Raw genomic sequence first — 24887 nt, 5'->3', positions numbered from 1 at the left:
GCGCTTGCAGGACGCGCTCAGCGCTCGGGCACGCCGGTGACCGGCAGCCCCACCCACTCCCCCAGCTCGTCGAGTTCCGCCCGCACCATCTCGTGCTCCTCGGCCTCGAACGGCAGGAACTCGTGGATGGCGTTGACCTGCAGCACGCCGTTCTTCCTGTCGACCTCAGCGTCCAGCATCCCGACGAATCGATCGCCCATCAGGATCGGATGCGCGAAGTATCCGTACCGGCGCTGCGCGGCGGGCTTGAACTGCTCCAGTACGTAGTCGAACTCGAACACCTCGCTCAGGCGCGGACGGTCGAACAGCATGCTGTCGTACGGATTGAGGAACGCGACGCGGCCGCCGTCGTCGGCGTCGGCGGCATCGAGGGCGGCGAGCGCTGCCGGGTCCACGCGGAACCGCCACTTGCTCCCCTCGACGGTCACAGGTTCGCCGGCCATGTCGGTGAGGGACCATGGCGACTTCTGCTTGGCGAGCCCGGCCGCCTGCAGGCGACGCTCGGCGAGCATCTCGGCCGCCTCGTTCGCGTCGTACTCCGGCATGTGCGCCGGGTAGACACGCTCGGCGAGATCCCAGCGGCGGTGCCGGCCCTCGCGTCCGACGATGGCCACCTCGCCCTGCCGGGTGAGGAAGTCGAGCATATGCGGCACCTGGTTTCGGCCGTACCAGCCGTCGGGAGCGCGATCCACCTCCGCGGTGTCGGGGATGTCGCTCGTGAACAGCGGGCCTTCGGCGCGCAGGCGAGCCAGGACGTCGGCTCGGAAGGTCGCGTTCGCCTCGAGCCACTGCCGGCTGCTCTCGCGTCGCGGCCATGTGCGCATGGCGGGCAGCATGAGCGGCAGCAGGCTGATGGGGCGGAACGCGCCGTCGAACTCGAACAGCAGCCGGTCGATCTCGACCGCCTTCTGCAGCTGCCCGGCCTCGTAGGACCACCCGATGCGCGACCACAGGACGGTGTGCTCGCACGGCGTGATCACCGCTGTCGGGTCGATCTTGATGTAGCCGAGCTGTTCCGCGACCTCGACGACGTCTCCTGGGCGATCGGCATCGAGGAGCTGCGCGCGCACGATGATGCGGCGCGCTTCATCTCTCGTCAGCGCGCGGGCGGTCATCACGCGACCGGCTGCCGCAGGATCTTCTCCATCGCCTTGCCGCGTGCGAGCTCGTCGACGAGCTTGTCGAGATAGCGGATCTGCTGCATGAGCGGCTCCTCGATGTCTTCGACGCGCACCCCGCAGATGACGCCGGTGATGAGCGAGGCGCTCGGGTTCATCCGCGCCGCCGCGAAGAACTCGTCCAGCGGGGTGCCCGCATCGATGTGGCGGCGCAGCTCGGCGTCGTCGAACCCCGTGAGCCATTCGATGATCTCGTCGAGTTCGGCGGTCGTCCGCCCCTTCCGCTCGACCTTCGCGACATAGAGCGGATAGAGCTTGGCGACGCTCAGGCCGTAGATCTGATGCACGTGGGTCAGCGTAGACCCCGCGTCAGGACGCCGCTTCGGATTCGTCGAATCCCGGGCCGGTGAGCGGCAGCTCGCGGTTCCGATCCCACGGCTCGGTCCAGCCGAGGCGGTCGAAGAGTCCCTCGAGCACCATGCCCGTGAAGCCCCACACGAGGTGGTGCCCGTCGGCGTGCGGCACGAGGAACCCCGGTCCGCGCCATACCTGACCGTCGCGGCGGATGACGGTGGAGCCGCGGTGGGCAGGGTTGAGCAGGTCAGCGACGGGGGCACGGAACACCGCGGAGGATTCAGCCTCGTCGACGACGCGGATGGGCGAGGGATGCCGCCACCAGCCCAGCACGGGCGTCACGAGGTGCTGCGAGTAGGCGAGCGGGATGTCCTCGAGGGCGCCGAGCACCTCGACGCCGTCAGGGTCGATGCCGGTCTCTTCCCGCGCCTCGCGGAGGGCGGCGGCGATCGGCCCGTCGTCGGCGGGATCGACGCGCCCGCCGGGGAACGCGATCTGGCCGGCGTGCGAGCGGAGTGTCGAGGCGCGCGAGAGGAGGAGCACGTCGAGGTCGCGCGAGACGGCGCGCGCGTCGGCGTCGTGGTCGCTGGGGTGACCGTCGAGGATCCCGAACAGGATGAGGACGGCCGCGGGACGTGCATCCGGCGTCGTTTCGAGCCCGGCGAACCGCCGAAATCCCTGATGACCGGGGCCGGAGGCGGCGACATCTGCGACCAGTGCGGCCAGCTGCGAACGGGCGCTTTCAGGGGTCGGCTCGGCGGGCATTCGTCCAGGTTAGCCGCGGTCTCCGACCCTCCGGCCGGCCCAGCGCCTCCCATGTAACGTTCAGGTAACGCACCGGAACCGTCCAGGGTGCCTCGGCAGACTCGGGGACTTGTGTCCGCCCGAACGGACCTTTCGCGTCGCGCTGTCGACGCCTCTGCCCCATACGAAACCGGTTTCATGCGTTCGATCACGTCAGCCCATTCCGCCCGCCGCAACACCCGCGCCGCCGCGCGACGCCTCCGCCGCCGACCGGTCCTGGCCGTCGCCGGACTGTCACTCGGCATGATCGTCGCCGCGGGGATGACCGTGACGACGCCGACCAGCCTGGCCGAGGCATCCGGCTCGACTCCCACTTTCGCGCTCGCCTCGTTCACCGCGCCTCAGCCGTTGGCTGCTGCCCTGTCTCCGGCCGAGTCTGAGGCGCTCTCCGCTGCTCGGGCGACCGTCGAGTCGGCGGATGCCTCGATCGCCGCGGCATCGCAGGTCACGACCGACATCACGGCCTCGAAGCTCGACATCGGAGACGCCGAGACGACCGTCGACACCGCCGAGCTCGCGGCCGCGGTCGAGCGGCTCGACGGCGCCAAGGCGCTCCCGACCCTGATGCTGCCCTCGATCATCGAGGACGTCACCGTCCTGGCCGACGCCGTCGACGAGCGCGTCGCCGAACTGCGCGGCAAGCTCGACGCCGCCAAGGCGCTCAAGGCCAAGCAGGAGGCAGAGGCGAAGGCGAAGGCCGCGGCTGCAGCGAAGGCGGCCGCCGAGGCAGCCGCTGCCCGGGCCGCCGAGCAGGCACAGTCCCAGCCGTCCGCTCCGGCGCCGGTGTTCGCCACCGGCGGCGCCGTCGGCGGCACCAGTCCGGCCGATGCGCAGGCGACGGCCCGATCGATGCTCAGCCGCTACGGCTGGGGCGACGACCAGTTCGGCTGCCTCGTGTCGCTCTGGAACAAGGAGTCCGGCTGGAACTACCGCGCGTACAACGCGAGCAGCGGTGCGTACGGAATCCCCCAGGCCCTGCCCGGCAGCAAGATGGGCAGCGCAGGCGCCGACTGGCAGACCAACCCCGCGACCCAGATCGCGTGGGGCCTCGGCTACATCTCAGGTCGCTACGGCACTCCGTGCGGCGCGTGGGGTCACTCGCAGTCGGTCGGCTGGTACTGATCCAGCCCGGCACGATCTGACGCCGTCCGCCCCCTCCTCCCCTGCCGGGATGAAGGGGCGGATCGCTAGCACATCCCGTTGACCGCCTGCCAGGTGAGGCCGCAGTCACCGACGAACTCACCCCCGTGCGTCTCGATGACCCACAGCCCGTAGCCGTGCTCGGCGTAGTTCCGCTGGTTCCACGCGATCCATGCCGCCGCCTCTTCGCGATTCTTCGGGGCGGGGTAGAGCCGCACGACCTCGGGATCGCCCAGCAGTCCGGCCATCGCCTCGAAGTCCGTCGGTGCCATCTGGCGGAAGCGGAGTCTCGCCGTGTCACGGGGAAGCACCCCAGCACGATAGCGAACGCGCCGTCACGACGGAGCTGCTCGCGCGGTCCTGCATAGTTTCGATACTCACTGCCTTCTGGGCGACATCTCCCTCGTTGGAATGTCCGAGGTTGCCGGTAGTTTCTGGGTATGGACGACGACGCCGATTGGGAGGGAGCTCCGATCCCGGACGCGCTCGACCGGGTCGTCGAGGTCGCCGACATGATCGCGGTCTTCGCGGCGCAGCGGCTGTTGCAGGTCAACGCGATGCGCCGCGAGGCACTCGAAGATGCCGCCGTGCATGGGCGCGCATTGACCGACGTGATCGAGCGCGGGGTGCGGCTCGAATTGGCGGCGGCGCTGCGCATCACGGAGAACGCCGCCGGTGAGATGATCGCCCAGGCAGCGGCACTCGTGGAGCGCTATCCGGCAGTGCTCGATTCCCTCGGTGGTGCCCGCATGACCGAGCGGCACGCCGAGATCCTCGTCGACCTCATCGAGCAGGTCGAACCCGAACTGCGGTCCGACCTCGTGCCGCAGGCGATTCGACTCGCCGAGCATCACCCGATCGGCTCGTTCCGCCGCAATCTGCGGCGTCTGATCGACACCGTCCGCTCGGTCACGCTGGCCGAACGACACGAGGAGGCCCTCGCGCGTCGTCGGATCGTCGTCGAACCCGCAGACGATGCGATGGCGTGGCTGCACGCCTACCTCCCGGCCGTCGAGGCGCAGGCGCTCTTCGGGCGCGCGACCGCTATGGCGAAGGCGATGATCACGAACGAGGAGGAGACGCGCACGCTCGATCAGGTGCGCGCCGACGTGCTGTGCGACCTGCTCATCGACGGCGACACCGCGTCACTCGACTGCGATGCTCGGGGGATCCGTGCGAGTGTGGTCGTGACCGTTCCCGCCCTGGCGCTGCTCGCAGCCGACGACCGCGAGCGAGACGATGCCGGCCTCGCTCCGGCATCGGTCGAAGGCGTCGGACCGATTCCGCTCCAGCGCGCGCGTGAACTGTGTGGCGGCGACGGTGGCTGGATGCGCATCCTCACCCATCCTGAGATCGGTGCCGTGCTGTCGGTCGGCCGCGAGCTGTACCGGCCTCCCGCGGCGCTGGCGAGGCTGGTGAAGTGGCGCGCCGACCGCTGCATGGCTCCCGGGTGCGGAATGCCGGCGTCACGGTGCGAGATCGACCACACGCTGGCGTGGGTCGAGGGTGGCACGACCGGGCTCGACAACCTCGCCCCGATCTGCCGCGGTCACCATCGGGTGAAACATCACGGCGGCTGGCGGGTGAGACAGGTGCCCGACGGCGGGGGCGCCGTCGCGTGGACGTCCCCCGCAGGGCGTGAGTACACGGTGAACCCTGAGCGCCGCTATCCGATGTTCCATCCTTCGGCGGCCGCCGACGCCCCCTTCTGAGTCCGGGTGAGTACGGGTGACCGGAAGGTCCGCACATGTCAGAGCGACGGCGGCGTCGACCGACGACCGTCTCCACCACCACCGCTTGACGCGATCAGTCGAGACCCTGCTCGTCCTGCCCCGCGGCGTGGCTCCACAGATCGTGCAGCCGCGCGTTGGCGTCGCGTGGCACCCGGTTGCCCGAGCGGAACTGGAACCGCCACGCGATCTCGGGCACGACGACTTCGAGCAGTTCGCGGGGGATGCGATCGGCCTCGGTCACGAGCGAGTCGAAGGCCACATCGACGAAGTTCGCCATCCGGCGCGGATCGGCGAAGTGCACGTCCTCGTAGGTGTCGGTGAGCACAGTACCGTGGCCGATGATGCCGTACGACCCGCCCTGGCGCAGCAGCCACGCGTCGGTTCCGGGGGCGACCGCTTTGCGCGCCCCCACCGACCATTGCGTGACGAACCGCTCTCCGCCGGCGACGCCCGCCACCACAGCGGCGTACGATCCCGGCCACTCATCCCAGAGGCTCGGGTTCCAGCCCATGATGACGCCTTCGCCGACCGGGCCCGGTATCGCTGCCATGCGCCGACCCTACCCACCGGCATCGCGCACAGGAGCCCGCTTTACAGCCCCACCATCTCTGCGCTCTCGTCCCACAGGCGCTTCGCGAGCGCCGGATCGTCGGCGAGGCGGTTCGTCCGCGAGACGCGATTGCGGACGTAGTACGCGCCCGGCTGCCAGTCGACGCCGGGCTTGCCGAGCGCGAGCCAGGTGAGGCGCGACCCGCCGACGTCGTTGGAGTCGAGCAATGGCCGCGTGAGCCGGCTGGTGTAGAACCACCGGACCGCGCCTCGCGCCGTGCCGCCGAATCCGCTGCCGATCACGCCGGGATGGAACACGACGGCGTTCACGCCTGCTTCGCCGTATCGGCGATGCAGCTCCTTCGTGAACAGCACGTTCTCCAGCTTGCCGTTGCCGTATGCGGCGCCCGCGGAGTAGCGGCGCGCGGCCTGCAGGTCGTCGATGTCGAATCGAGCCATGGTGCGGGACGCCTCGCTCGAGGTCTGGATGACCGATGCGTCACTCTCCACCAAGCGCTCGAGCAGCAGATTCGTCAGCAGGAAGCCGGCGAGGTGATTGACCTGGAAGGTCTGCTCGAAGCCGTCGACCGTCGTCGTCCGCTCGGCGAAGATGCCGCCGGCGTTGTTCGCAAGCACGTCGATCCTCGGGCAGGTCTCGAGCAGTGCCGCGGCGAGCGCGCGCACCTGACCGAGATCGGCGAAGTCGGCGACATGGTGCTCGACGCCCAGCTCGTCGGCGATCCGCTGCGTCTTGCCGGGATTGCGGCCGACGACCACCACCCGCTCCCCCGCTTCGTGCAGCTGGCGCGCGGCGGCGGCGCCGATCCCGTCGCTCGCGCCGGTGATGACGATGGTGCGTGGCACGTGGCCTCCTCGGTCGTCCGTTCAGGCTAGTCGCGTGGCCCGGCGTGGTAGCCGACCGGGTCAACCCCCTTCACAACACTCCCAGGGTCGCGTCGGATGGAGTCATGACAGATGCCAGCCTGCCGCCCAACGCACCCGGCCCCGAGCCCGACACGACCGACGCCGCCGAGGCCGACGACATCGACGACGAGCTCGATCCCGAAGACGCCCCGGTGATGATCGAGGAAGACCGGGTCGAGGAGACTCCGGCCTGACGACCCAGGCGAGCGCCGGGGCAGAACTCCTAGCCCGCTCCCAGGTTCACGGGACCAAACCGGCCGCCGCCGCGGTTCTCTCCTGTGACGCCGCAGCCAGCGACGCCGAAGCGAAGGGAACACCCATGAGCCCCGATGACTACCGCAAGACCCCCGAGGCCCTGAGCGGCCTCACCGACACGCAGTACCGCGTCACGCAGAGCGACGCGACTGAGCCGCCGTTCCGCAACGCCTACTGGAACAACCACGAGCCCGGCATCTACGTCGACGTGGTTTCGGGTCAGCCGCTCTTCTCGTCGACCGACAAGTACGACAGCGGAACCGGCTGGCCGAGCTTCACTCGGCCCATCCAGCCCGACGCCGTGACGACGAAGACCGACCGCTCACTGTGGATGACGCGCACCGAGGCCAGGTCCTCCGGCGCCGACAGCCACCTCGGCCACGTCTTCGACGACGGACCGCGGGATGCCGGTGGCCTGCGCTACTGCATGAACTCCGCCGCGCTCCGGTTCGTCCCGGTGGCCGAGCTCGCCGAGCAGGGCTACGCGGAGTACCTGCCCCTGTTCGAGCGGGCGCAGGACTCGAACGCCTGACGGACATCGGCGCCGCACGCGAAGCCCGGTCCCTCAGCTCGGCCGGGCTTCGCCGCCGCGGAGAACCTCACTCGCTCCCGACCATTACGACGACCTTGCCCTTCGCGCGGCCTTCGCCGTGCCAGGCGAGCGCCTCGCCGACCTCATCGAGCGGGAACGTCCGATCGATGTGGATGTTGATCCTTCCCTGAGCGCAGAGGTCCGCCACCGGCGCGAACCCGGCGGGCCCCTGTCGCACGAGGAGCAGTCCGAGGTGCCGCCCGGTGAGTCGCCCGAGCAGCGGGCCGACCGTGACCATGCGCAGCACGGTGCGGCTGGTCCCGCCGACGACGACGCAGCGGCCGCCCGCGGCGAGCGCCCTCCGGTAGGCGAAGATCGAGCGACGGGCGACCAGATCGACGATGAGGTCGTAAGGCCCCGTGCGTGTGAAGTCGGCCTCCCGGTAGTCGAGGACCTCGTCCGCTCCGAGGGCACGCAAGAAGCCGAGCTTGCCCGCGTTGTCGACCGCCGTGACGTGCACTCCGGCGGACCTCGCCAACTGCACCAAGAACGACCCCGAGCCGCCGCCGGCCCCGTTCACCAGCATCCGCGATCCTGGTGCGGCGAGCGCCGCGGCCTGCGCCGCGATCGCGCCTGCCTGAGGGATCGTGGCGGCTTCTGCGAACGACAGCGCGGCCGGCTTCGGTGAGAGCGCACCCTCGGGCGCCACACAGTGCTCGGCGAAACCGCCCATCAGCGCCAGGTTGTCACCGAACACCTCGTCGCCGACGGCGAACCGCCTCACACCCGCACCGATCGCGGCGACTCTTCCCGCGATGTCGGAGCCCAGCACGGTGCGCTTCGGCCGGAACAGGCCGCCGATCCGCGCGTAGCCCGGATTCCCCCGCAGACCTTCCCAGTCGGAGAGGTTGATCGCCGTCGCGACCACCTCGACGAGCACCTGACCGGTCGACGGCACCGGCCGCGGCACGTCCCGCAGCTCGAGCCGTTCGGGTCCGCCGTACCGCTCGTAGACCATCGCCCGCATCCGCTCACTCTAGAGAGGCGCCGACGCCCGGCGCGAGCACGCGGCAGCGCGAACTCACGGCCCGCTCCCAGGCTGGCGGGACCAAAACGCGCCGCTCGCCCGTTGTCCCTCTATGACGCCGCAGCCAGCCGCGTCCGTCGGATCCCTGAGACACTGGTCTCCGGGCCACGAACCACTCCACGAAGGAGCTTCACATGACCAGCGGACCTTTCGACTCCGGAGAGATCACGCGCACTCCGGGCACCGAGACCGCCGTCCTCGCCGGCGGCTGTTTCTGGGGCATGGAGGACCTCATCCGCCGCCAGCCGGGCGTTCTCGACACGCGCGTCGGCTACACCGGCGGGGAGAACGACCACGCGACCTACCGCAAGCACCCCGGTCACGCCGAGGCCGTCGAGATCGTCTTCGACCCGACCGAGACGACGTACCGCGACATCCTGGCGTTCTTCTTCCAGATCCACGACCCGTCGACGCTGAACCGTCAGGGCAACGACATCGGCACGAGCTACCGTTCCGCGATCTTCCCCCTCTCGCCCGAGCAGGAGCACGTCGCGCGCGAGACGATCGCCGACGTCGACGCGTCGGGTCTCTGGCCCGGCAAGGCGGTCACGACGATCGAGCCGGCCGGCCCGTTCTGGGAGGCCGAGCCCGAGCACCAGGACTACCTGATCACCTACCCGAACGGGTACACGTGCCACTTCCCGCGCGCCGGGTGGGTGCTGCCAAAGCGCGCTGACGCGACGGCGTAAAGAGTGAAGAACAGCGGATGCCGCGGCCCCACGGGTCGCGGCATCCACTGTCTTCACCATCCGGCGTCAGCCCTCGAGACCCGACTGCAGCACCCGATAGCGCACGTGCGTCGCGAGCGGGACTCCCCTCGCCGCGATCGGCTCGAGCGCGAGATCGCTCAGTCCTTCGAACGGGCGGAGGCCCTCGCCGAGGATGCATGGCGCGATCTGCAGCCGGAGCTCATCGACGAGCCCGGCGCGCAGAAACGCGTTGAGCGTGCTGACCCCGCCGGCGATGTGCACGGGCAGGTCGCCGGCCGCATCGCGGGCCCGGTCGAGCGCGGCGTGGATGCCGTCGGTGACGAAGTGGAACGTGGTGCCGCCCTCCATCTCGATGGGCTCATGGGGGTGGTGCGTGAGCACGAAGACGGGGGTGTGGTACGGCGGATTCGGACCCCACCACCCGCGCCAGTCGAGATCCCACTCGCCGCGGACGGGACCGAACATGTTGCGACCCATCACGTACGCCCCGGCACCGAGGATGAGGTCGATCTCCGGGCGACTCTCTTCAGGCGCCTCGAACATCCAGCGGTGCAGGACACCGACCGGAACGTCGCCGAACGGGCGGTCCTCGGTCTGGTTGCGCCCGGCGCCGACGCCGTCGAGCGAGATGGACATGGTGCCGATGACAGGCTGCATGACGACCTCCAACTGATTGCGATTTGCAACTGGTGCCTCACCCTAGCCTCGTCTGGTTGTAGAGTGCAAGCAGTATGGCCGAGATGCAGCGCTCCGGATGCCCGATCAACCTCACGGTGGAGGTGATCGGCGACAAGTGGTCGCTGCTCGTGCTGCGCGACATGATGTTCGGCAACCGTCGGCACTTCCGCGAACTGCTCGCCGGTTCGGAAGAAGGCATCGCCTCGAACATCCTCGCCGACCGCCTGCAGCGGCTCTCCGACGCCGGCCTCGTGACGCGCGCTCCCGACCCGACCCACAAGCAGAAGGTCGTGTACTCGCTCACCGAGCCCGCGATCCAGCTCGTCCCGGTCATGGCGGCCCTCGGCTCGTGGGGCCGCCGTCACCGCCCGGCGTCGCGCGAGCTGTCCATCCGCGCCGAGCTGCTCGAGCGCGGCGGCAGCGAGATGTGGGATGCGCTCATGGACGACCTGCGCGTGCAGCACCTGGGCGCCACCCCGAAGCCCGAAGCGCGCTCGGTGCTCGGCGAGCTGACAGCCGCGTACCTCGCCGAAGTGCAGGCGAGGCGGACCGTCTGACCCGCGACGGCCGCTGACACGGTCCCCTGCCCTCGCACCTGTTCCGCCGCCGCCGTACGCTCGACGCATGGCGACGCAGGCGGAGCCGGGCTGGTACGACGACGGCACGGGCAGACAGCGCTGGTGGGACGGCACGCGCTGGACCGCGCACTTCGTCGATCTGGGCGAACGCGACATCGAGCTGCACACCGACGCGACACCGCCCGTGAGCATCGCGTCCGCCCCGGGCTGGTACGACGACGGCCGCGGCCGCCTGCGCTGGTGGGACGGCACGCGCTGGACGGATGCCGCGCGATTCAGCGGCGAGGAGGAGACGCTGGCGGGCGTCACGGTCGACGGGCGCTGGATGCACTTCGGCGCGTCGAGTCAGCCGGTCGCGGGAGCGAACGCCGCGTGCGTCGCCGGCGCCGAGCTGCTCAAGCGCGGCACTCTCGCAGCCCCCGCGACCGCGCGCACGCTGCTCGGCCCGTTCGGCCCCATCACGCCCCGCCTGCTGAAGCGCGCCGTCGCACCCACCGCGCTGTACCTGGTCGTCCAGGTCGCCGGTGAGGTCTGGCTGGCGACCGTCCCAGCCGGACAGGAGGCCGCGGCCGGCCGCTTCGCGATCTGGATCAACACCGTCTCGGACCACTACCGCTGAGCCGACGACGACGGTCGCGCTCCGCGTCCCTGCCCTTGCGGGCGGTGGTTGACTGTTGCGATGGACGCGGTTCCGATGTTCCCGCTCGGCTCGGTGCTGTTCCCGCACACACCGCTGGTGCTGCGCATCTTCGAGCCGCGCTACCTCGTCATGCTCGGCCGGCTGCTCGATGAGGACGACCCCCACTTCGGCGTGGTCCTCATCGCGCGGGGCCACGAAGCCGGCGGCGGCGACCAGCGCAACACGATCGGGACCATGGCGCGGATCGCCCAGGTTCAGGTCGGCGCGGACGACCTTCACCTCATCGCCGTCGGGGCGGAGCGGTTCTCCGTCGACCGCTGGCTCGACGAGGATCCGCACCCCGCCGCCGATGTCACACCGGTGCCGCCGCTGACGTGGAACGACGATCTCGCTCCGCTTCGCACCGAGGCGGAGCGCGTCGTCCGACGCGTCCTCGGGCGTGCGGCGGAGCGAGGGGACACCCGGTGGCAGCCTGACGTCGAGCTCTCCGACGACCCGATCGAATCGGCGTGGCAGCTGGCGGCCATCGCGCCTCTGGGCGACTTCGACCGCTACCGCCTCCTGCAATCGACCACTGCGGGCGGGCTGCTGCGCGAGACCATCGATCTGACGCTCGACATCGAGGGGCTGCTCACCGCCCCGATGGACCCGGACTTCTAGCGCCGCCCGAAGCCCGAGAACACCGCATGCAGCAGCGGCAGCACCGAGACGACCATCAGCGTCGTGCCCGCGACCGGCTCGTCGGGCCGCAGGACTGCGCCGCCGATGAAGAGACCGGCGAAGAGCACGGCGGACACCGCGCGGCGCACCACGCGCTCCAGGGCGCGCATCCGCAGCTCCGCCTTCGGCGACTCCGCCGTCAGCCGCCCCTCCTCCAGTCGTGTCACGACGTCGTCCAGCCGGCGCGGAAGCCGTGCGGCGATGCCCGCTACGGTGACCGCCTCGCGCGCGAAGCCCTGCACCACGTTTCCGCGCTCGTCGCGCACCAGCTGCGCGGCGTAAGGCTCGACGGCATCCCACATGTTGAAGTCCGGTTCGAGCGAGCTGCACACCCCCGAGGTGAGCGATACGGCGCGCACGATCAGCAGGAAGTTCTCGGGGAGCTGGAACGGGAGCGAGCGGATGACGTCGCCGAACTCCGTGGCGAAGGCCTGGAACTCGCGCGGATCCACCTTCTGCAGCTCGGCGAAGCCCATTCCGCCGAAGCGGGCGAACAACGCCGTCATCGCCCGCTCGAGTTCAGCCGTGTCGGCGGACGGCAGCAGCACGCCGACATCGCGGATGCTGTCGATCAGCTGCTTGCCGTTGCGCGACGCCACGGCGATCATCACAGCCTGCAGGTCGCGCCTCAGCCGGTCGGGCACCTCGCCCATCATGCCGAAGTCGACGAAGGTGAGCCGCCACGGCCGCTGACCGCCGGGCGTCGGGGTGACGAAGAGGTTGCCCGGGTGAGGATCGGCATGGAAGTAGCCGTCGCGGAAGAGCTGGTCGAACATGACGGTCGCGAACTCGGACGCGACCTCGGCGGGATCGATGCCGGCCGCGCGAAGGCCGTCGAGGTCGATGATCTTCACGGCCGTGACGTCTTCGAGCGTCAGCACTCGCCGTGTGGTTCGCTCCCACGCGACCTCCGGGACGCGGACGCGCGGGTCGTCGGCGAAGTTCTCGGCGAACCGGGCGGCGTTGCGCGACTCGTGGAAGTAGTCGATCTCCTCCAGGCTCGTCGCCGCGAACTCCTCGATGAGCACCGGCAGATCGACGTGGGCGGCGACCACCGTCACACGGTCCAGCCAGCCCGCGACCCGCCGCAGTGCCGCCAGATCGACGTCGACGATCTTCTCGATGCCCGGCCGCTGCACCTTGACCACGACGTCGGCGAACCCCGCGTCGGCCGCATCGGCCGGCGACAGCCGCCCGCGGTGCGCTTGACCCAGGGATGCCGCGGCCACCGGCACCGGATCGACCGACGCGAACACGGACTCGAGCGGAGCACCCAACTCCGCCTCGGCGAGGGCGCGGATCGCGGCGAATTCGACGGGCGGCACCTCGTCCTGCAGCCCCTCGAGCTCTTTCGTGATCTCCGGGGGCAGCACATCGAGGCGCGACGACATGAACTGGCCGACCTTGATCATGAGACCGCCGAGCGACACCGCGAGGGCGTGGAAGCGACGGGCGAGCCGCTGCAGCCGGGCAGCTCGGCCGCGGGCGGCGAGGCGCGAGAGGCCGATCCGGGGCAGGAAGAGCTCGAACCACCAGGCCTGCACCATGTAGCGGGCGGCGAAGCGCAGGATGCGCCGGTAGCGGGCGCGCGAACTGCCGGCGTCGGCCATCGGGGCTCCCTGAATCGGGATCGATCCGGGCCGACGGTCGGTCGGCATCCGGTCAGTCCTGGGCGAGGATGGAGTAGAGCTTACGCCGGGCCTCGTCGAGCACCTCGACGGCCTGCTGCACCTGCTCGGGCGATCCGCTCGTCGCCACCTGGGCTGCGGCCTGCGCGAGCTTCGCCCCGGCCTTGGGCAGCACCGTCGCGCGCGCGGCATCCCGCCTGCTCGAACTCTCCCACGGCGGTGACGTGCCCTCGGCCGCGGCGGCCTCGGCGCGGCCGGCCTCCGTCAGCGAGTACGTCTTCTTGCCGTTCGCCTCCTCGGCGGTGATGAGCCCCTCGTCGGCGAGCAGCTGCAGCGTCGGGTACACCGAGCCCGGACTGGGCTTCCAGGTGCCGCCGCTGCGCTCCTCGATCTCGTAGATGATCTGGTAACCGTGCATCGGGCGCTCGGCGAGCACGGCGAGCACCGCCGTGCGGACATCGCCGCGCCCCATGCGCGGACCGACGCGCTGCTCGAACATCTCACGCAGCTGGTCCATCGCATCGAACAGGCCACCGCCCGGGCGGGATCCGCCCTGGCCGCGGTCGCGCGGACCGAACCAATCTCCCGTGAACGAATCGCTCATGACGACCTCCTTGGAATGGCATCACCGACATACCGGCGATAGTCAACGATATATCGCTGAACGCGATGAAGCCACCCTTGGCGCTGATTCGACCGACACACGAGGGGCGACCGTCAGGTTCGGGGAGATCTGCCGTGCTAGGGTGAGACGCCCACTCGGGTCATGCGTCGTTTTCCACTCTGCCTCACTGCGCAGCAGCAACAGCCTGACGCCCGGACCGACCTCGTCGTCCGATGGCCTCCCCGTTCGCGAGCACCCAGCGCTCGCCTCATCACTTGCTCCCCGCTTCGGTCGGGAGCGACCCACCACCCAGACGTCCGCACCGAACACGTTGGCGCGGCACACCGGTCGCCTCTGGCGGCCCGCAGAATAGAAGGAAAGACACGATGGCCACTGGCACCGTGAAATGGTTCAACTCCGAAAAGGGCTTCGGCTTCATCGCTCCCGATGACGGCGGCGCCGACCTGTTCGCGCACTTCAGCGCGATCGCCGGCGAGGGCTACAAGGAGCTCCGCGAAGACCAGAAGGTCGAGTTCGAGGCGGAGCGCGGCCCTAAGGGCATGCAGGCCGCCAACATCCGCCCGCTCTGATCCCACCGGTCCGCCGGGGCGCGCGAAACGCGTCCCGGCCGGCCAGGCGGCCCCGACCGACATCAGGGCTCGCCGAACGTCGCACGTGCGCGCCACACTGGAGCGCATGAGCGACCCGCCCCGCCCGTGGGTGCTGCACGTCGACCTCGACCAGTTCATCGCTGCGGTCGAGGTGCTGCGGCGACCCGAGCTCGCCGGCAAGCCGGTCATCGTCGGCGGCCGAGGCGATCCCTCCGAGCGCGCCGTGGTCTCCACTGCGTCCTATGAGGCGCGTGAGTTCGGAGTGGGCTCCGGCATGCCGCTGCGCATCGCCGCCCGCAAGATCCCCGACGCGATCATCCTTCCCGTCGACGCGCCCGCCTACACCGCGGCATCCGACGAGGTCATGGCCACCCTGCGCGAGCGGCCCGGCGCCGTCGTGCAGGTGCTCGGCTGGGACGAAGCCTTCGTCGGCATCACGAGCGACGACCCCGAGGCGTACGCGCAGGACGTCCAGCGCGCCGTGCTCGCGCGCACGTCACTGCACTGCAGCGTCGGCATCGGCGACACCCTCGTCCGCGCCAAGAACGCCACCGACTTCGGCAAGCCACGTGGGACCTTCCGCCTCACCGCCGACAACTGGCTCGAGGTGATGGGCCAGCGCCCCACGATCGAGCTCTGGGGCGTCGGCAGCAAGATATCCCGGCGGCTCGCGGCGCACGGGATCGTCACGGTCGACGACCTCGCACGCGCCGATGAATCCGTGCTCGCGGCGGAGTTCGGCCCCAAGATGGGGCCGTGGTACCGGCAGCTCGGACGCGGTGACGGCTCCGCCGTGGTCGACGACTCGCCGTGGGTGGCGCGCGGCCATGGCCGCGAGACCACGTTCCAGCAGAACATCGTCGAGCCCGCCGAGATCGAGAACGCCGCCCGCGAACTGGCGGCCCAGGTGCTCGAGGACGTCGTCGCCGAGGGCCGCCCCGTCGTGGGTGTGGGCTTGAAGGTGCGCTACGCGCCGTTCCTCACCAAGACGTTCGTGCACAAGATCCCGGCGACGTTCGACCGTGGGACCGTGGTGGCCGAGGTGCTCGCGCTGGTCGAGCGCATCGAGCCTGGTCGCCCGCTGCGACTGCTCGGCGTGCGCGCCGAGATGGAGATGCCCGACCACGCGAGGAAGGGCCACACGCCCACCCGGAGCGGATGGTGAACGCCGCGCCGCGGCGTCGGGATCTCGGGTGGTGCCGCGTCGACTGCATCCGCTAGTCTCCCGTTCAGAGCGGTTGGGGAACCGCCATGATCATTCGCACTGGGGAGATCATGATCATTCGTACTGGGGAGACGATGAGCGACCGCGATTTCGGCGAGCAGGTTCCGCCGCCTGGCTGGCTGTACGACATCGAGACGGGACGCACCCGCTGGTGGGACGGCGTGCGATGGACAGACCTGGCGAAGCCGCTCGATCCCATCGTCGTCCGCACCCCGACGGCGTACGCGCGCGTACCGGGGTCGGCGGTGACCTTCTCGGGCCATCCTTCGTCGCCGCGGAACGGCACCTCCACCGCCGCCGTGCTGTTGGTCGTGATGACCGCGCTCGCACTGGCGGCCGGCTACTGGCTCACCGGCAGCCTCGACCCGTCGGCGGTCGCCGTGCTCGCGGTCGCCACCAGACTCCTCGTGACGGTGGCGTTCGTGGTGGCGATCGCGGCGCTCGTCATCGCGATCCAGCGCCAGACAGGCAAGATCCTCGCGATCGTCGCCCTCGTCGCGTCGTCGCTGCTGCTCAGCCTGCTGATGCTTCGCCTGCTCGACGGCTTCTCCGCCTGACACACGCCGGGTGGCGGCATCCGCTTCGCTACTCGACGCGCACGAGGGTGCGCTGCCAGCCGGACGACCCGTCGGGTGCGATGGCGGCACGTTCCTCGATCTGCAGCTGCCCGGCACGATCGACGGCGCGGACCACGACGTCGTGGTTGCCGGGCGCGGCGTCCCACTCGAGGAACCACTGCACCCAGGTGTCGTCGTTGACGGCCGATGAAAGCGTCGCCTGCTGCCAGTCGCCGTCGTCGATCCTGACCTCGACGCTGTCGATGCCCACGGTCTGCGCCCAGGCGACACCCGCGAGCACCACGGTGCCGGCGGCCACGGGTTGCCCGGTGCGCGGAGTGTCGAGGCGCGACGAGAACTTGATCGGCGCCCGGGCGCTGTAGCCGCGCGGCGTCCAGTAGGCCTCGTCCGCGGCGAAGGTCGTGACCTTCAGCTCGGTCAGCCACTTCGTCGCCGACACGTAGCCGTAGAGCCCCGGCACCACCATGCGCACCGGGAAGCCATGCTCGAGCGGCAGCGCCTCGCCGTTCATCCCGACCGCGAGGATCGCGTCGCGACCCTCGTCGGTCAGCGCCTCGAGCGGGGTGCTCGCCGTGAACCCGTCGACGCTGCGCGACAGCACCATGTCGGCCCCGGCGCGCGGACCGGCGAGCGCCAGCACGTCCCGCACCGGCACCCCGAGCCATTTCGCCGTCCCGAGCAGGTCGCCGCCGACCTCGTTCGAGACGCACGTCAGCGTGATCGAGTACTCGTCGAGGCCCATGGCGACGAGGTCGTCGAAGCTCAGCTCGACGGGCTCGTCCACGCGACCGCCCACCCGCAGGCGCCACGTCGCAGGATCGATCGCGGGAACCGTCAGCGCGGTGTCGACGCGGTAGAAGTCGGCGTTCGGCGTGTAGAGAGGCGAGAGGCCGGGAATATCGAACTCCGCACCGTCGGGCACGGTCACCCTCGTCCGAGGCTCGGGCAGTCGCAGCGCCCTGCGCACGGACGCGATGGACGTGACGGCGACGTTCGTCGCGCGTGCCGCGACCCCGGCGACCAGCGCGCCGGCTCCGGCCACACCGACGATCTGGAAGAAGCGCCGGCGGTCGAGCCGCGGAGAGCGGGTCGCCGTGGCCTCGCGCTCCGACTCCACGTCTTCGGTCGAGCCGAGCCACCCCTGCGCCGCCGTCCACGCCTCCACGTCCGCCCAGCGACGCAGGCGTCCCACGGCGAGCACCAGCAGGGCAGCTCCGGCCCCCGCGCCGACCAGCGGCGGCAGCCAGGCCCAGGCGGACGCTCCCTGCCGCGTGACGATGGCAGCGGTCGACAGTGCCGCCGCGAGGCCGAGCGCGACCACGCCGAGGGGCGGGCGGAGGAACTGCAGCACACCGGCGACAGCGGAGGCGATGACGACGGCGATCCCCAGCCCGACGAGGAGCGCGATCTTGTCGTACGCGCCGAACGTCGAGATGGCGAGCTCCTTGAGCGGCTGCGGCACCACGTCGATCACGAAGGAGCCGACCGCCAGGATCGGGCTGCTCTCGCGTGCGACCAGGAGGGCCACGACTTCGGCGACGGCGAGGAACACGCCCGCGCTCACGACACCGGCGAGCGCGCTCAGCGCCATGAATCCCGCGGCACGGCCTCGGTCCGGCATGGCCACTCCTCCCCGGGTCATCCCCGATCCCCGGGGGCATCCCCGGTCTCCGGGGTCATCCCCGACGTGCTTGTTCGGGGCGGCGACCCGGACGGATTGCGGCGCGCCGCGGCGGGGCTCGCGACGAAACCGCGCGGCGCGGCATCCGCTCATCTGACTACGGTGGATGCCGTGACCTTCCCGCCGTCCGCCGTGCCCCTGTTCGTCTACGGCAGCCTGCGACCGGGGATGGCGCTGTGGGAGGCGATCAGCGCGCACGTCCTCCGCTCGCGTCCGGCCACGCTGCGCGGGCGACTGTTCTGGGATGCCGGCGGCGAATGGCCGGTGCTCGTGCTCGACGACGCCGCCGGGCTCGTGCGCGGCGAACTGCTCTCGCTGCAGCCTGGCGACGCGGTCAACCGGGTGATCGTCGACGAGGAGCTGCTCTACGGCTACGACGCCCGCTGGCTGCCGGTCGCGACCGACGCGGGCGAGCACGACGCGCTCGTGCTGGTGTGGAACCGCCCCCAGGGACTCGGGCCGGAGATCGCGCACGGCGACTTTCTGCGGGCAACCGCCGAGCGGGCGGCCGCCCAGACCTGACTCCCGCTCGGAGTCAGACCTGAGCCCGCTCAGAGCACGACGAGCTCGACCGCGCGCAGGGCACCGGAGTCCACCACGACCGTCATCATCGTATGGTGCGGCTGGCGGCGACGGTCGGTCGGCGAGCCCGGGTTGAGCAGTCTGAGCCCGCGCGGCGTCGTGGTGTCCCACGGGATATGGCTGTGCCCGAACACGAGCACGTCGGCGTCGGGGTGCGCGTCGTCCAAGCGTGCTTCACGACGACGGGCATCGCCGGTCTCGTGCACGACCGCGAACCGCACGCCCTCGATGTCTCGGCGGGCTACCTCGGGCAGCCGCGCCCGGAGGTCGGGCCCGTCGTTGTTGCCGAAGACGCCGAGCACCTCGCCGTGCTGCTCGAGATCGTCGAGAACGGATGCCGCGACCCAGTCGCCGGCGTGGATGATGAGGTCGGCGGCATCCGCCGCGCGCAGGAGCGCATCGGGCAGCCGACGCGCCCGGCCCGGGATGTGGGTGTCGGAGACGAGCAGGAGGCGCGTCGTCACGCGTCGCCTACCGCATCGGTCACGGGCTGCCGCAGGATCGTGCGGAGCTTCGCGGGGTCGGTGCGGCGGATGTCGCTCAGGTAGATCTCGTGGTGTCGGCCCGTCATGCGCAGCCCCCGGGAAGGGATGACCTCGTCGTGCAGGCGCGCCAGCACCGGCCCCTCCTCGTCGAAGGGGCCGAGGTGGAGGGTCTGCACGCAGCGCCCTTCGTCGAGCGTCTCGAGCCGGAGCCGATCGAGCGCGGGGGCGCCGGAAGCCGCCGCGAGGGCGCGCTCGAGGTGATCAGCGGGCGTCCAGTCGGGAACGAGGATCATCGCGGTCCAGTCCCAGCGCGACTTGTCGCGATCGGACGTGAACGTCGTCATGTCGTCAGACCACCACAGCGCCTCGAGCGGCATCACGACGTAGTCGCGGTCGAGTTCCTTCCTGCTCATGAACTTGAGCTTGTAGGCGACAGGGAAGAGCGTCGACACCGCATCGGCATAGGCCTGCTCGTTCGGATCGCCGTGGCCGTCGATCATCAGGTAGCGCAGCAGCGGCAGCTCGACGACGTCGAAGATGCCCCGTCGCGCCGAATAGGCGGCAATCTCTCTCTTGAGGTCGGTCTTCATGGCGCGACCAGGCTAGCGGGCGTCACGGACGCGGTCACCAGCCCATCGACCCCGGCACGCCCTTGAAGGGTCCGGCCACCGTCGAGGTGATCCAGCCGCCGTAGAACCCACCCGGCTGCGGCTCGACGAGCTCGCCGTCGACCTCGCACGCGTCCATCGGCCGGGCGTACACCGCGACGCGATCGGCGAGCAGATCGAAGCCCGGCGACGGATCGGGGTAGTTCCAGGCGGCGCGCTGGGCCGCGGCATCCCCTCCCTGCACATCGAAATACCGCGCGCTGCCTTTGAACTCGCAGAACGACCCACCGGTCGCCGGCACGAGCGCACCCTCGGCGAACTCCGCGATCGGCAGATAGTAGACGGGCGGGTGGCTGGTCTCGAGCACGCGCACCACGTCATCGGTGTCGACGATCACCTCGCCGCCCAGCCGGATCACTACGCGCGCGTCGATCTGCTCGACCCGAGGAGGACGCGGGTAGTCCCACACCGACTCCTGGCCTGGCGCGACGGGGTCGGGAACAGGATGACGGCTCATCGCCCCAGCGTAAGCACGCCCGCGGGGGTAGGGGCGCGATCGGGGAACGTCAAGACCCTGACGCCGCTGCGGCGGCCCCCGTAGCCTGCCCGGATCGACGAAGGGACCATCATGCTCCATGCGCTCGCGCTCAACTGCACACTCAAGCCCTCTCCCTCGGAGTCCAGCGGCGACCTCCTCGCCCAGCAGGTGCTCGACGCCCTCGCGCCCTACGGCGTCGAGGGCGAGATCGTCCGTGTCGTGGACTTCGACGTCAAGCCGGGCGTCGAGGCCGACATGGGCGACGGCGACGAATGGCCCGGCATCCGTGAGAAGGTCATGGCGGCCGACATCCTGGTCTTCGCGACCCCGACCTGGATGGGCCACATGTCGAGCGTCGCGCAGCGGGTCCTCGAGCGACTCGACGCGGAGCTGTCGGAGACGGACGACGAAGGCAGGCCCATCCTCGCGGGCAAGGTGGCGGTCGTGGCCGTCGTCGGCAACGAGGACGGGGCCCACGCCATCATCGCGGACGCCTATCAGGGCCTCGGGGACGTCGGCTTCAGCATCCCGTCACAGGGCGGCGTCTACTGGAACGGCGAGGCGATGCACACGACCGACTACAAGGACCTCCCGGAGACGCCTGAGAAGGTCGCGAGCACCACCCAGACACTCGCGCGGCACGCGGCGCACCTCGCGAAGGTGCTCGCCGAGCAGCCCTACCCCGCGCCCTGAGTGTCGCGACGGTACTCCTCGAGCCAGCGGAGCCACACCTCGCTCACCGTCGGATACGACGGGACCGCGTGCCACAGGCGGTGCAACGGCACCTCCCCCACGATCGCGATCGTGGCGGAGTGGAGCAGCTCCGCGACATCCGGGCCGACGAACGTCGCGCCCACGAGAACGTGGCGGTCGGTGTCGATCACGGCTCGCGCCTGGCCGCGATAGTGGTCGGCGTGGGTGCTCGCGCCGGAGATCCACGACAGGTCGTAGTCGACGACCCGGATGCCGAGCCCTGCCGTCCTCGCGGAGGCCTCGGTATGCCCGACCGACGCGACCTCCGGGTCGGTGAAGGTCACCTGCGGAACCGCGTCGTGGTCGGCCGTGGCGACGTGCGCCCCCCACGGAGCATCGTCGACGGCGCGCCCGAGCGCGCGGGCGGCGATCACGTCGCCCGCGGCACGGCCCTGGTACTTGCCCTGGTGCGTGAGCAGCGCGCGATGGTTGACGTCGCCGACGCCGTAAAGCCAGTCGACGCCGCGCACGCGGAGCGTGTCGTCGACGTCGAGCCACTCGCCCGGTGTGAGGCCGACCGTCTCGAGGCCGATGTCAGCCGTTCGCGGCACCCGGCCGGTGGCGACGAGCAGCTCGGCGGCTCTCACCTCCGAGCCGTCCGACAGGCTCAGCACGACGTCTCCGCCGTCGACGCGAGCGACCCTCTCGACCTCGACCCCGGTGCGCACGACGGCTCCGGCTTCGCGCAGCGCGGCCGCGACGGCCTCGCCGGCGAACGGCTCCATGCCGCCCAGCAGCCCGGAGCGGGCGAGGATCGTGACCTGCGTGCCGAACGACGTGAAGAGCGTGGCCATCTCGCTGCCCACGACCCCGCCGCCGAGGATCGCCAGCGAGGAAGGGACCTCGCGCACTCCGGTCGCGTCGCGGCTCGTCCAGGGCGCGGCATCCACGAGTCCCGGAATGTCGGGGAGCAGGGCGGCCGAACCGGTCGAGACGACCACGGCATGCCGGGCGACGAGGTCGGCGGTGGTGCCGTCGGCGGAATCGACCGTCACGGCGCGCTCACCCGTGAGACGTCCGCGGCCCCGGACGAGCTCGATGCCGGCGCCCTGCAGCCACTCGACCTGCGACGAGTCGTTCCAGTCGTAGACGATGGCGTCGCGTCGGCGCAGCGCCGCCGCGACGTCGACACCGCCCGTGACGGCCTGCTTCGCGCCGTCGACGTCACGCGCGGCGCGGAGAGCCGCCCCGCTGCGCAGCAAAGTCTTCGACGGCATGCACGCCCAGTACGAGCACTCCCCGCCCACCAGCTCGCTCTCGACGACGACGACCGAGAGACCGCCCTGCTTTGCACGATCGGCGACGTTCTCGCCGACGGGTCCGGCACCGATGACGATCAGATCGAACTCCCGAGTGGTCATGCGCCCACGCTAGCGGCGCCCTGTGGCGCCAGGGCCGACTCGTCGGAATCGCGGTCGCACCCATCCGCTGGCCGCTCGGCGCCGAAGATTGCGCAGGGCAACGGCCGGATCACGCTTCGCGGGTTCCGCCCCCGATGTCGCAGACCTGTGGTTGGCTGGGAAACCCGCGGAAAGGACAGCATGGCGATCGAGTTCCGATCCGTCTCCAAGCGGTTCGCCGACGGCACTCTGGCGGTCGACGACTTCAGCCTCGTCATGCCCGCGCACAAGACGACCGTGCTGGTCGGATCCTCGGGGTGCGGCAAGACCACGCTGCTGCGCATGATCAATCGCCTCGTCGAGCCGACGAGCGGCGTGATCGCCATCGACGACGAGCCGATCTCGGGCCGCGACCCCGTGAAGCTGCGGCGCGGCATCGGCTACGTGCTGCAGAACGCGGGCCTCCTCCCCCACTTCACGGTGATCGACAACATCGCGACGGTGCCCGTGCTCAGCGGCGTCCCGCGCAAGACGGCGCACGAGCGCGCGCTCGAGCTGATGGATGTCGTCGGTCTCGACCGCACGCTGGCGGAGCGCTACCCGAGCCAGCTGTCGGGCGGTCAGCAGCAGCGCGTCGGGGTGGCCCGCGGGCTCGCCGTCGATCCGAACATCCTGCTGATGGACGAGCCGTTCGGCGCCGTCGACCCGATCGTGCGCAAAGAGCTGCAGGCCGAGACGCTGCGGTTGCAGCGCGAGCTCGACAAGACGATCGTGTTCGTGACGCACGACATCGACGAGGCGTTCCTGCTCGGCGATCAGGTCGTCATCCTGCAGAAGGGCGCGAAGATCGCCCAGGTCGGCACGCCCGACGAGATCATTGAGAACCCTGCCAGCGACTTCGTGGCCAGCTTCATCGGGGCCGAGAAGGGGGCCAGGGCACTGCGTCGCAAGGAGACGCCGCACGGCGCGGTCGTGGTCGACGAGTCCGGCCGCACACAGGGGGTGCTGGTGGAGGACGCGTCGTGAGCTGGGTGCTCGGCAACCTGGACCTCATCTGGGGCCTGTCGCTCGACCACCTGCGGCAGAGCCTGATCGCGATCGTACTCGGATTCGTCATCTCGGTGCCGATCGGCTGGGCGGCGTTCCGCTACACCGCGGTGCGCGGCCCCACTCTCGCCACCGTCGGCCTGCTCTACACGATCCCGTCGCTCGGGCTCTTCGCCGTCCTCGCCGCCGTGTTCGGCATCCCACTCCTGTCCGAAGCCAACCTCGTCGTCGCGCTCACGATCTACGCGGTAGCCATCATGACGCGCTCGGTCACCGACGGTCTGGCATCGGTGGACCCGGTCACGCGTGAAGCGGCCGTCGCGGTCGGATTCGGCGCGTGGCGGCGCTTCTGGACGGTCGACTTCCCGCTTGCCGGTCCCGTGCTGCTGGCGGGACTCCGGGTGACGGCCTCTTCGACCATCTCGCTGGCCACCGTCGGCATCCTCATCGGGGTGCAGAACCTCGGCTACCTGTTCACGAACGGCTCGCAGCGCCGCATCATCCCCGAGGTGCTCGCCGGTGTCGTGGCCGTGGTCGTCATCGCGGTGCTCATCGACCTGCTGCTCGTCGTGGCTGGCCGGCTGCTCATGCCCTGGAACCGGCGCCGGCCGACCCGCGCCGAGCGCGCTCTGCGGGCGGTGACGGCGTGAACTACTTCCTCGAAGCGTTCGCCTGGATCCTCTCCCCGGCCGAGTGGCCGAACGGACTGCCGCTGCCGACCGCGATCATGCAGCATCTCCTCTTCACCTTCGGGTCGGTCGTCATCGCGTCGGTCATCGCGATCCCCGCCGGATGGATCATCGGCCACACCGGCCGGGGCCGCGAGATCGCGGTGTTCTTGTCGGGCGCCGCCCGCGCACTGCCTTCGCTCGGCCTGATCGTGCTGCTCTACCTGGTTCTCGGGGTCTCGCTCAAGACCGAGGCCGCGGTCACGGCCTTCGTGCTCCTCGCGATCCCGTCCATCCTCGCCGGCGCGTATGCGGGCTTCGAGGCGATCGACCGCACGGTGATCGACGCCGGCCGCGCGATGGGCATGACGCCGTGGCAGATCCTCTGGAAGATCGAGGTGCCGCTCGGGCTGCCGCTCCTCATCGGAGGTCTCCGCACCGCCACGCTCCAGGTCGTCGCGACCGTGACGATCGCCGCGTACGTGGGCCTCGGCGGCCTCGGCTACTACATCATCCAGGGCATCCCGCTGCGGGACTTCCCGCAGATCCTCGGCGCCTCGATCGTCGTCATCGCCCTCGCGCTGGCGCTCGACGGCGTCTTCGCCGTCGTGCAGCGCCTCGTCGTGCCGCACGGCGTGGCCGCACGACTCCAGTCCCCTCAGCAATCCCCTGGGATGCGCACGCGCACCGTCGCGAGCACGCCCGCCTGACCCTCAC

At 70.5% G+C, this 24887-nt stretch carries 31 protein-coding genes; 16 read left to right on the top strand and 15 right to left on the bottom strand.

Translation table 11 applies throughout. The features are described 5' to 3' along the window. Positions 1 to 17 precede the first annotated feature (17 nt). From MK786_RS04495 to MK786_RS04485, 3 genes are read right to left on the bottom strand one after another with little or no spacing between them, the layout of a single operon-like run. Entirely contained in the window at positions 18 to 1115 is a 1098-nt protein-coding gene (locus MK786_RS04495; RefSeq protein WP_241111045.1) for a DNA glycosylase AlkZ-like family protein, read from the bottom strand. Next, a complete protein-coding gene (locus tag MK786_RS04490; protein WP_241111044.1) occupies positions 1115 to 1465 on the bottom strand; it encodes a DUF2200 domain-containing protein in 351 nt (116 codons plus the stop codon). The genes MK786_RS04495 and MK786_RS04490 overlap by 1 nt, the downstream gene beginning before the upstream one ends. 22 nt (positions 1466 to 1487) lie before the next feature. Beyond that, positions 1488 to 2237, bottom strand: coding sequence for a CoA pyrophosphatase (locus MK786_RS04485; protein ID WP_241111043.1), 750 nt, complete (start codon positions 2235 to 2237; stop codon positions 1488 to 1490). A 177-nt stretch (positions 2238 to 2414) separates the two neighbouring features. Here MK786_RS04485 and MK786_RS04480 point away from each other — a divergent pair, with 177 nt between their 5' ends. Further along, positions 2415 to 3398 carry a lytic transglycosylase domain-containing protein gene (locus MK786_RS04480; protein WP_241111042.1) on the top strand — a complete coding sequence of 328 codons (984 nt, stop codon included), beginning with the start codon at positions 2415 to 2417 and terminating at the stop codon, positions 3396 to 3398. 65 nt (positions 3399 to 3463) lie between these two features. On the opposite strand, the gene MK786_RS04475 is transcribed toward MK786_RS04480, so the two are convergent. Next, complete coding sequence (locus tag MK786_RS04475) at positions 3464 to 3727, bottom strand: GNAT family N-acetyltransferase (protein ID WP_308220021.1); 264 nt, start codon at positions 3725 to 3727, stop codon at positions 3464 to 3466. Between the two features lie 129 nt (positions 3728 to 3856). Here MK786_RS04475 and MK786_RS04470 point away from each other — a divergent pair, with 129 nt between their 5' ends. Then, entirely contained in the window at positions 3857 to 5128 is a 1272-nt protein-coding gene (locus MK786_RS04470) for an HNH endonuclease signature motif containing protein (protein WP_241111041.1), read from the top strand. 94 nt (positions 5129 to 5222) lie between these two features. On the opposite strand, the gene MK786_RS04465 is transcribed toward MK786_RS04470, so the two are convergent. Further along, a complete protein-coding gene (locus tag MK786_RS04465) occupies positions 5223 to 5699 on the bottom strand; it encodes a hypothetical protein (protein ID WP_241111040.1) in 477 nt (158 codons plus the stop codon). Between the two features lie 41 nt (positions 5700 to 5740). Continuing rightward, positions 5741 to 6562, bottom strand: coding sequence for an SDR family NAD(P)-dependent oxidoreductase (locus MK786_RS04460; RefSeq protein WP_241111039.1), 822 nt, complete (start codon positions 6560 to 6562; stop codon positions 5741 to 5743). Between the two features lie 104 nt (positions 6563 to 6666). On the opposite strand from MK786_RS04460, the gene MK786_RS04455 reads away from it, so the two are divergent. Next, the gene (locus MK786_RS04455) at positions 6667 to 6816 is read left to right on the top strand and encodes a hypothetical protein (RefSeq protein ID WP_241111038.1); all 150 of its coding nucleotides are present in this window, start codon (positions 6667 to 6669) and stop codon (positions 6814 to 6816) included. A gap of 125 nt (positions 6817 to 6941) precedes the next feature. After that, positions 6942 to 7409, top strand: coding sequence for a peptide-methionine (R)-S-oxide reductase MsrB (msrB, locus tag MK786_RS04450; protein ID WP_241111037.1), 468 nt, complete (start codon positions 6942 to 6944; stop codon positions 7407 to 7409). Between the two features lie 67 nt (positions 7410 to 7476). Here the strand turns inward: msrB and MK786_RS04445 are convergent, their stop codons facing one another. Next, positions 7477 to 8436 carry an NAD(P)-dependent alcohol dehydrogenase gene (locus tag MK786_RS04445; protein ID WP_241111036.1) on the bottom strand — a complete coding sequence of 320 codons (960 nt, stop codon included), beginning with the start codon at positions 8434 to 8436 and terminating at the stop codon, positions 7477 to 7479. Between the two features lie 194 nt (positions 8437 to 8630). Here MK786_RS04445 and msrA point away from each other — a divergent pair, with 194 nt between their 5' ends. After that, on the top strand, positions 8631 to 9185 hold the full coding sequence (msrA, locus tag MK786_RS04440) for a peptide-methionine (S)-S-oxide reductase MsrA (RefSeq protein WP_241111035.1): 555 nt from the start codon (positions 8631 to 8633) through the stop codon (positions 9183 to 9185). 66 nt (positions 9186 to 9251) lie between these two features. On the opposite strand, the gene MK786_RS04435 is transcribed toward msrA, so the two are convergent. Further along, positions 9252 to 9863: a dihydrofolate reductase family protein gene (locus tag MK786_RS04435; protein ID WP_241111034.1), complete on the bottom strand. Its 612-nt coding sequence runs from the start codon at positions 9861 to 9863 to the stop codon at positions 9252 to 9254. A 74-nt stretch (positions 9864 to 9937) separates the two neighbouring features. Between MK786_RS04435 and MK786_RS04430 the strand changes: the two genes are divergently transcribed. The 3 genes from MK786_RS04430 (at position 9938) to MK786_RS04420 (ending at position 11762) form a co-directional block, all read left to right on the top strand. Further along, on the top strand, positions 9938 to 10441 hold the full coding sequence (locus tag MK786_RS04430; protein ID WP_241111033.1) for a helix-turn-helix domain-containing protein: 504 nt from the start codon (positions 9938 to 9940) through the stop codon (positions 10439 to 10441). A 67-nt stretch (positions 10442 to 10508) separates the two neighbouring features. Continuing rightward, positions 10509 to 11081, top strand: coding sequence for a DUF2510 domain-containing protein (locus MK786_RS04425; RefSeq protein ID WP_241111032.1), 573 nt, complete (start codon positions 10509 to 10511; stop codon positions 11079 to 11081). Between the two features lie 60 nt (positions 11082 to 11141). Beyond that, a complete protein-coding gene (locus MK786_RS04420; RefSeq protein ID WP_241111031.1) occupies positions 11142 to 11762 on the top strand; it encodes an LON peptidase substrate-binding domain-containing protein in 621 nt (206 codons plus the stop codon). Here the strand turns inward: MK786_RS04420 and MK786_RS04415 are convergent. Then, positions 11759 to 13432, bottom strand: a complete 1674-nt coding sequence (locus tag MK786_RS04415; RefSeq protein ID WP_241111030.1) for an AarF/ABC1/UbiB kinase family protein — start codon at positions 13430 to 13432, stop codon at positions 11759 to 11761. The genes MK786_RS04420 and MK786_RS04415 overlap by 4 nt on opposite strands. Positions 13433 to 13484: 52 nt before the next feature. Next, positions 13485 to 14054: a PadR family transcriptional regulator gene (locus MK786_RS04410; protein WP_241111029.1), complete on the bottom strand. Its 570-nt coding sequence runs from the start codon at positions 14052 to 14054 to the stop codon at positions 13485 to 13487. 386 nt (positions 14055 to 14440) lie between these two features. Here MK786_RS04410 and MK786_RS04405 point away from each other — a divergent pair, with 386 nt between their 5' ends. The 3 genes from MK786_RS04405 (at position 14441) to MK786_RS04395 (ending at position 16447) form a co-directional block, all read left to right on the top strand. Next, a complete protein-coding gene (locus tag MK786_RS04405; protein WP_241111028.1) occupies positions 14441 to 14644 on the top strand; it encodes a cold-shock protein in 204 nt (67 codons plus the stop codon). A 106-nt stretch (positions 14645 to 14750) separates the two neighbouring features. After that, positions 14751 to 15830: a DNA polymerase IV gene (locus tag MK786_RS04400; protein ID WP_241111027.1), complete on the top strand. Its 1080-nt coding sequence runs from the start codon at positions 14751 to 14753 to the stop codon at positions 15828 to 15830. Positions 15831 to 15964: 134 nt separating this feature from the next. Then, positions 15965 to 16447: a DUF2510 domain-containing protein gene (locus MK786_RS04395; protein ID WP_241111026.1), complete on the top strand. Its 483-nt coding sequence runs from the start codon at positions 15965 to 15967 to the stop codon at positions 16445 to 16447. Positions 16448 to 16475: 28 nt separating this feature from the next. Here MK786_RS04395 and MK786_RS04390 read toward each other — a convergent pair whose 3' ends face one another. Next, positions 16476 to 18089 carry a molybdopterin-dependent oxidoreductase gene (locus MK786_RS04390; RefSeq protein ID WP_241111025.1) on the bottom strand — a complete coding sequence of 538 codons (1614 nt, stop codon included), beginning with the start codon at positions 18087 to 18089 and terminating at the stop codon, positions 16476 to 16478. 171 nt (positions 18090 to 18260) lie between these two features. On the opposite strand from MK786_RS04390, the gene MK786_RS04385 reads away from it, so the two are divergent. Beyond that, positions 18261 to 18671, top strand: coding sequence for a gamma-glutamylcyclotransferase (locus tag MK786_RS04385; RefSeq protein ID WP_241111024.1), 411 nt, complete (start codon positions 18261 to 18263; stop codon positions 18669 to 18671). Positions 18672 to 18700: 29 nt separating this feature from the next. On the opposite strand, the gene MK786_RS04380 is transcribed toward MK786_RS04385, so the two are convergent. Genes MK786_RS04380 through MK786_RS04370 form a run of 3 tightly spaced genes read right to left on the bottom strand, consistent with a single transcriptional unit; the run spans position 18701 to position 20341 of the window. Then, positions 18701 to 19195, bottom strand: a complete 495-nt coding sequence (locus MK786_RS04380) for a metallophosphoesterase family protein (protein WP_241111023.1) — start codon at positions 19193 to 19195, stop codon at positions 18701 to 18703. Further along, on the bottom strand, positions 19192 to 19806 hold the full coding sequence (locus MK786_RS04375; RefSeq protein ID WP_241111022.1) for a GyrI-like domain-containing protein: 615 nt from the start codon (positions 19804 to 19806) through the stop codon (positions 19192 to 19194). Before MK786_RS04375 ends, MK786_RS04380 begins: the two co-directional genes overlap by 4 nt. Positions 19807 to 19840: 34 nt before the next feature. After that, the gene (locus MK786_RS04370) at positions 19841 to 20341 is read right to left on the bottom strand and encodes a DUF427 domain-containing protein (protein ID WP_241111021.1); all 501 of its coding nucleotides are present in this window, start codon (positions 20339 to 20341) and stop codon (positions 19841 to 19843) included. Between the two features lie 111 nt (positions 20342 to 20452). On the opposite strand from MK786_RS04370, the gene MK786_RS04365 reads away from it, so the two are divergent. Continuing rightward, the gene (locus MK786_RS04365) at positions 20453 to 21055 is read left to right on the top strand and encodes a flavodoxin family protein (protein WP_241111020.1); all 603 of its coding nucleotides are present in this window, start codon (positions 20453 to 20455) and stop codon (positions 21053 to 21055) included. Here the strand turns inward: MK786_RS04365 and MK786_RS04360 are convergent. Beyond that, on the bottom strand, positions 21040 to 22476 hold the full coding sequence (locus MK786_RS04360; RefSeq protein WP_241111019.1) for an NAD(P)/FAD-dependent oxidoreductase: 1437 nt from the start codon (positions 22474 to 22476) through the stop codon (positions 21040 to 21042). The two genes, MK786_RS04365 and MK786_RS04360, sit on opposite strands and share 16 nt — an antisense overlap. A gap of 180 nt (positions 22477 to 22656) precedes the next feature. On the opposite strand from MK786_RS04360, the gene MK786_RS04355 reads away from it, so the two are divergent. The 3 genes from MK786_RS04355 to MK786_RS04345 are packed head-to-tail and all read left to right on the top strand — an operon-like array spanning position 22657 to position 24880. Then, entirely contained in the window at positions 22657 to 23481 is an 825-nt protein-coding gene (locus MK786_RS04355; RefSeq protein WP_241111018.1) for an ABC transporter ATP-binding protein, read from the top strand. After that, complete coding sequence (locus tag MK786_RS04350; protein ID WP_241111017.1) at positions 23478 to 24152, top strand: ABC transporter permease; 675 nt, start codon at positions 23478 to 23480, stop codon at positions 24150 to 24152. The genes MK786_RS04355 and MK786_RS04350 overlap by 4 nt, the downstream gene beginning before the upstream one ends. Next, positions 24149 to 24880: an ABC transporter permease gene (locus MK786_RS04345; RefSeq protein WP_241111016.1), complete on the top strand. Its 732-nt coding sequence runs from the start codon at positions 24149 to 24151 to the stop codon at positions 24878 to 24880. Before MK786_RS04350 ends, MK786_RS04345 begins: the two co-directional genes overlap by 4 nt. Positions 24881 to 24887 lie beyond the last annotated feature (7 nt).

It is taken from the genome of Microbacterium sp. CFH 31415 (genome assembly GCF_022538185.1).
Taxonomy (GTDB): domain Bacteria; phylum Actinomycetota; class Actinomycetes; order Actinomycetales; family Microbacteriaceae; genus Microbacterium.
The sequence above is the reverse complement of the archived record's forward strand: the minus strand, read 5'-3'. Positions and strand labels throughout refer to the sequence as shown.

Bases quoted from the DNA above. Each gene is read 5' to 3' on its own strand.
- MK786_RS04495 (WP_241111045.1), bottom strand. From the start codon at position 1,115: ATGACCGCCCGCGCGCTGACGAGAGATGAAGCGCGCCGCATCATCGTG.
- MK786_RS04485 (WP_241111043.1), bottom strand. From the start codon at position 2,237: ATGCCCGCCGAGCCGACCCCTGAAAGCGCCCGTTCGCAGCTGGCCGCA.
- MK786_RS04480 (WP_241111042.1), top strand. From the start codon at position 2,415: ATGCGTTCGATCACGTCAGCCCATTCCGCCCGCCGCAACACCCGCGCC.
- MK786_RS04470 (WP_241111041.1), top strand. From the start codon at position 3,857: ATGGACGACGACGCCGATTGGGAGGGAGCTCCGATCCCGGACGCGCTC.
- MK786_RS04465 (WP_241111040.1), bottom strand. From the start codon at position 5,699: ATGGCAGCGATACCGGGCCCGGTCGGCGAAGGCGTCATCATGGGCTGG.
- MK786_RS04455 (WP_241111038.1), top strand. From the start codon at position 6,667: ATGACAGATGCCAGCCTGCCGCCCAACGCACCCGGCCCCGAGCCCGAC.
- msrB (WP_241111037.1), top strand. From the start codon at position 6,942: ATGAGCCCCGATGACTACCGCAAGACCCCCGAGGCCCTGAGCGGCCTC.
- MK786_RS04445 (WP_241111036.1), bottom strand. From the start codon at position 8,436: ATGCGGGCGATGGTCTACGAGCGGTACGGCGGACCCGAACGGCTCGAG.
- msrA (WP_241111035.1), top strand. From the start codon at position 8,631: ATGACCAGCGGACCTTTCGACTCCGGAGAGATCACGCGCACTCCGGGC.
- MK786_RS04435 (WP_241111034.1), bottom strand. From the start codon at position 9,863: ATGCAGCCTGTCATCGGCACCATGTCCATCTCGCTCGACGGCGTCGGC.
- MK786_RS04430 (WP_241111033.1), top strand. From the start codon at position 9,938: ATGGCCGAGATGCAGCGCTCCGGATGCCCGATCAACCTCACGGTGGAG.
- MK786_RS04425 (WP_241111032.1), top strand. From the start codon at position 10,509: ATGGCGACGCAGGCGGAGCCGGGCTGGTACGACGACGGCACGGGCAGA.
- MK786_RS04420 (WP_241111031.1), top strand. From the start codon at position 11,142: ATGGACGCGGTTCCGATGTTCCCGCTCGGCTCGGTGCTGTTCCCGCAC.
- MK786_RS04415 (WP_241111030.1), bottom strand. From the start codon at position 13,432: ATGGCCGACGCCGGCAGTTCGCGCGCCCGCTACCGGCGCATCCTGCGC.
- MK786_RS04410 (WP_241111029.1), bottom strand. From the start codon at position 14,054: ATGAGCGATTCGTTCACGGGAGATTGGTTCGGTCCGCGCGACCGCGGC.
- MK786_RS04405 (WP_241111028.1), top strand. From the start codon at position 14,441: ATGGCCACTGGCACCGTGAAATGGTTCAACTCCGAAAAGGGCTTCGGC.
- MK786_RS04400 (WP_241111027.1), top strand. From the start codon at position 14,751: ATGAGCGACCCGCCCCGCCCGTGGGTGCTGCACGTCGACCTCGACCAG.
- MK786_RS04395 (WP_241111026.1), top strand. From the start codon at position 15,965: ATGAGCGACCGCGATTTCGGCGAGCAGGTTCCGCCGCCTGGCTGGCTG.
- MK786_RS04390 (WP_241111025.1), bottom strand. From the start codon at position 18,089: ATGCCGGACCGAGGCCGTGCCGCGGGATTCATGGCGCTGAGCGCGCTC.
- MK786_RS04375 (WP_241111022.1), bottom strand. From the start codon at position 19,806: ATGAAGACCGACCTCAAGAGAGAGATTGCCGCCTATTCGGCGCGACGG.
- MK786_RS04370 (WP_241111021.1), bottom strand. From the start codon at position 20,341: ATGAGCCGTCATCCTGTTCCCGACCCCGTCGCGCCAGGCCAGGAGTCG.
- MK786_RS04365 (WP_241111020.1), top strand. From the start codon at position 20,453: ATGCTCCATGCGCTCGCGCTCAACTGCACACTCAAGCCCTCTCCCTCG.
- MK786_RS04360 (WP_241111019.1), bottom strand. From the start codon at position 22,476: ATGACCACTCGGGAGTTCGATCTGATCGTCATCGGTGCCGGACCCGTC.
- MK786_RS04355 (WP_241111018.1), top strand. From the start codon at position 22,657: ATGGCGATCGAGTTCCGATCCGTCTCCAAGCGGTTCGCCGACGGCACT.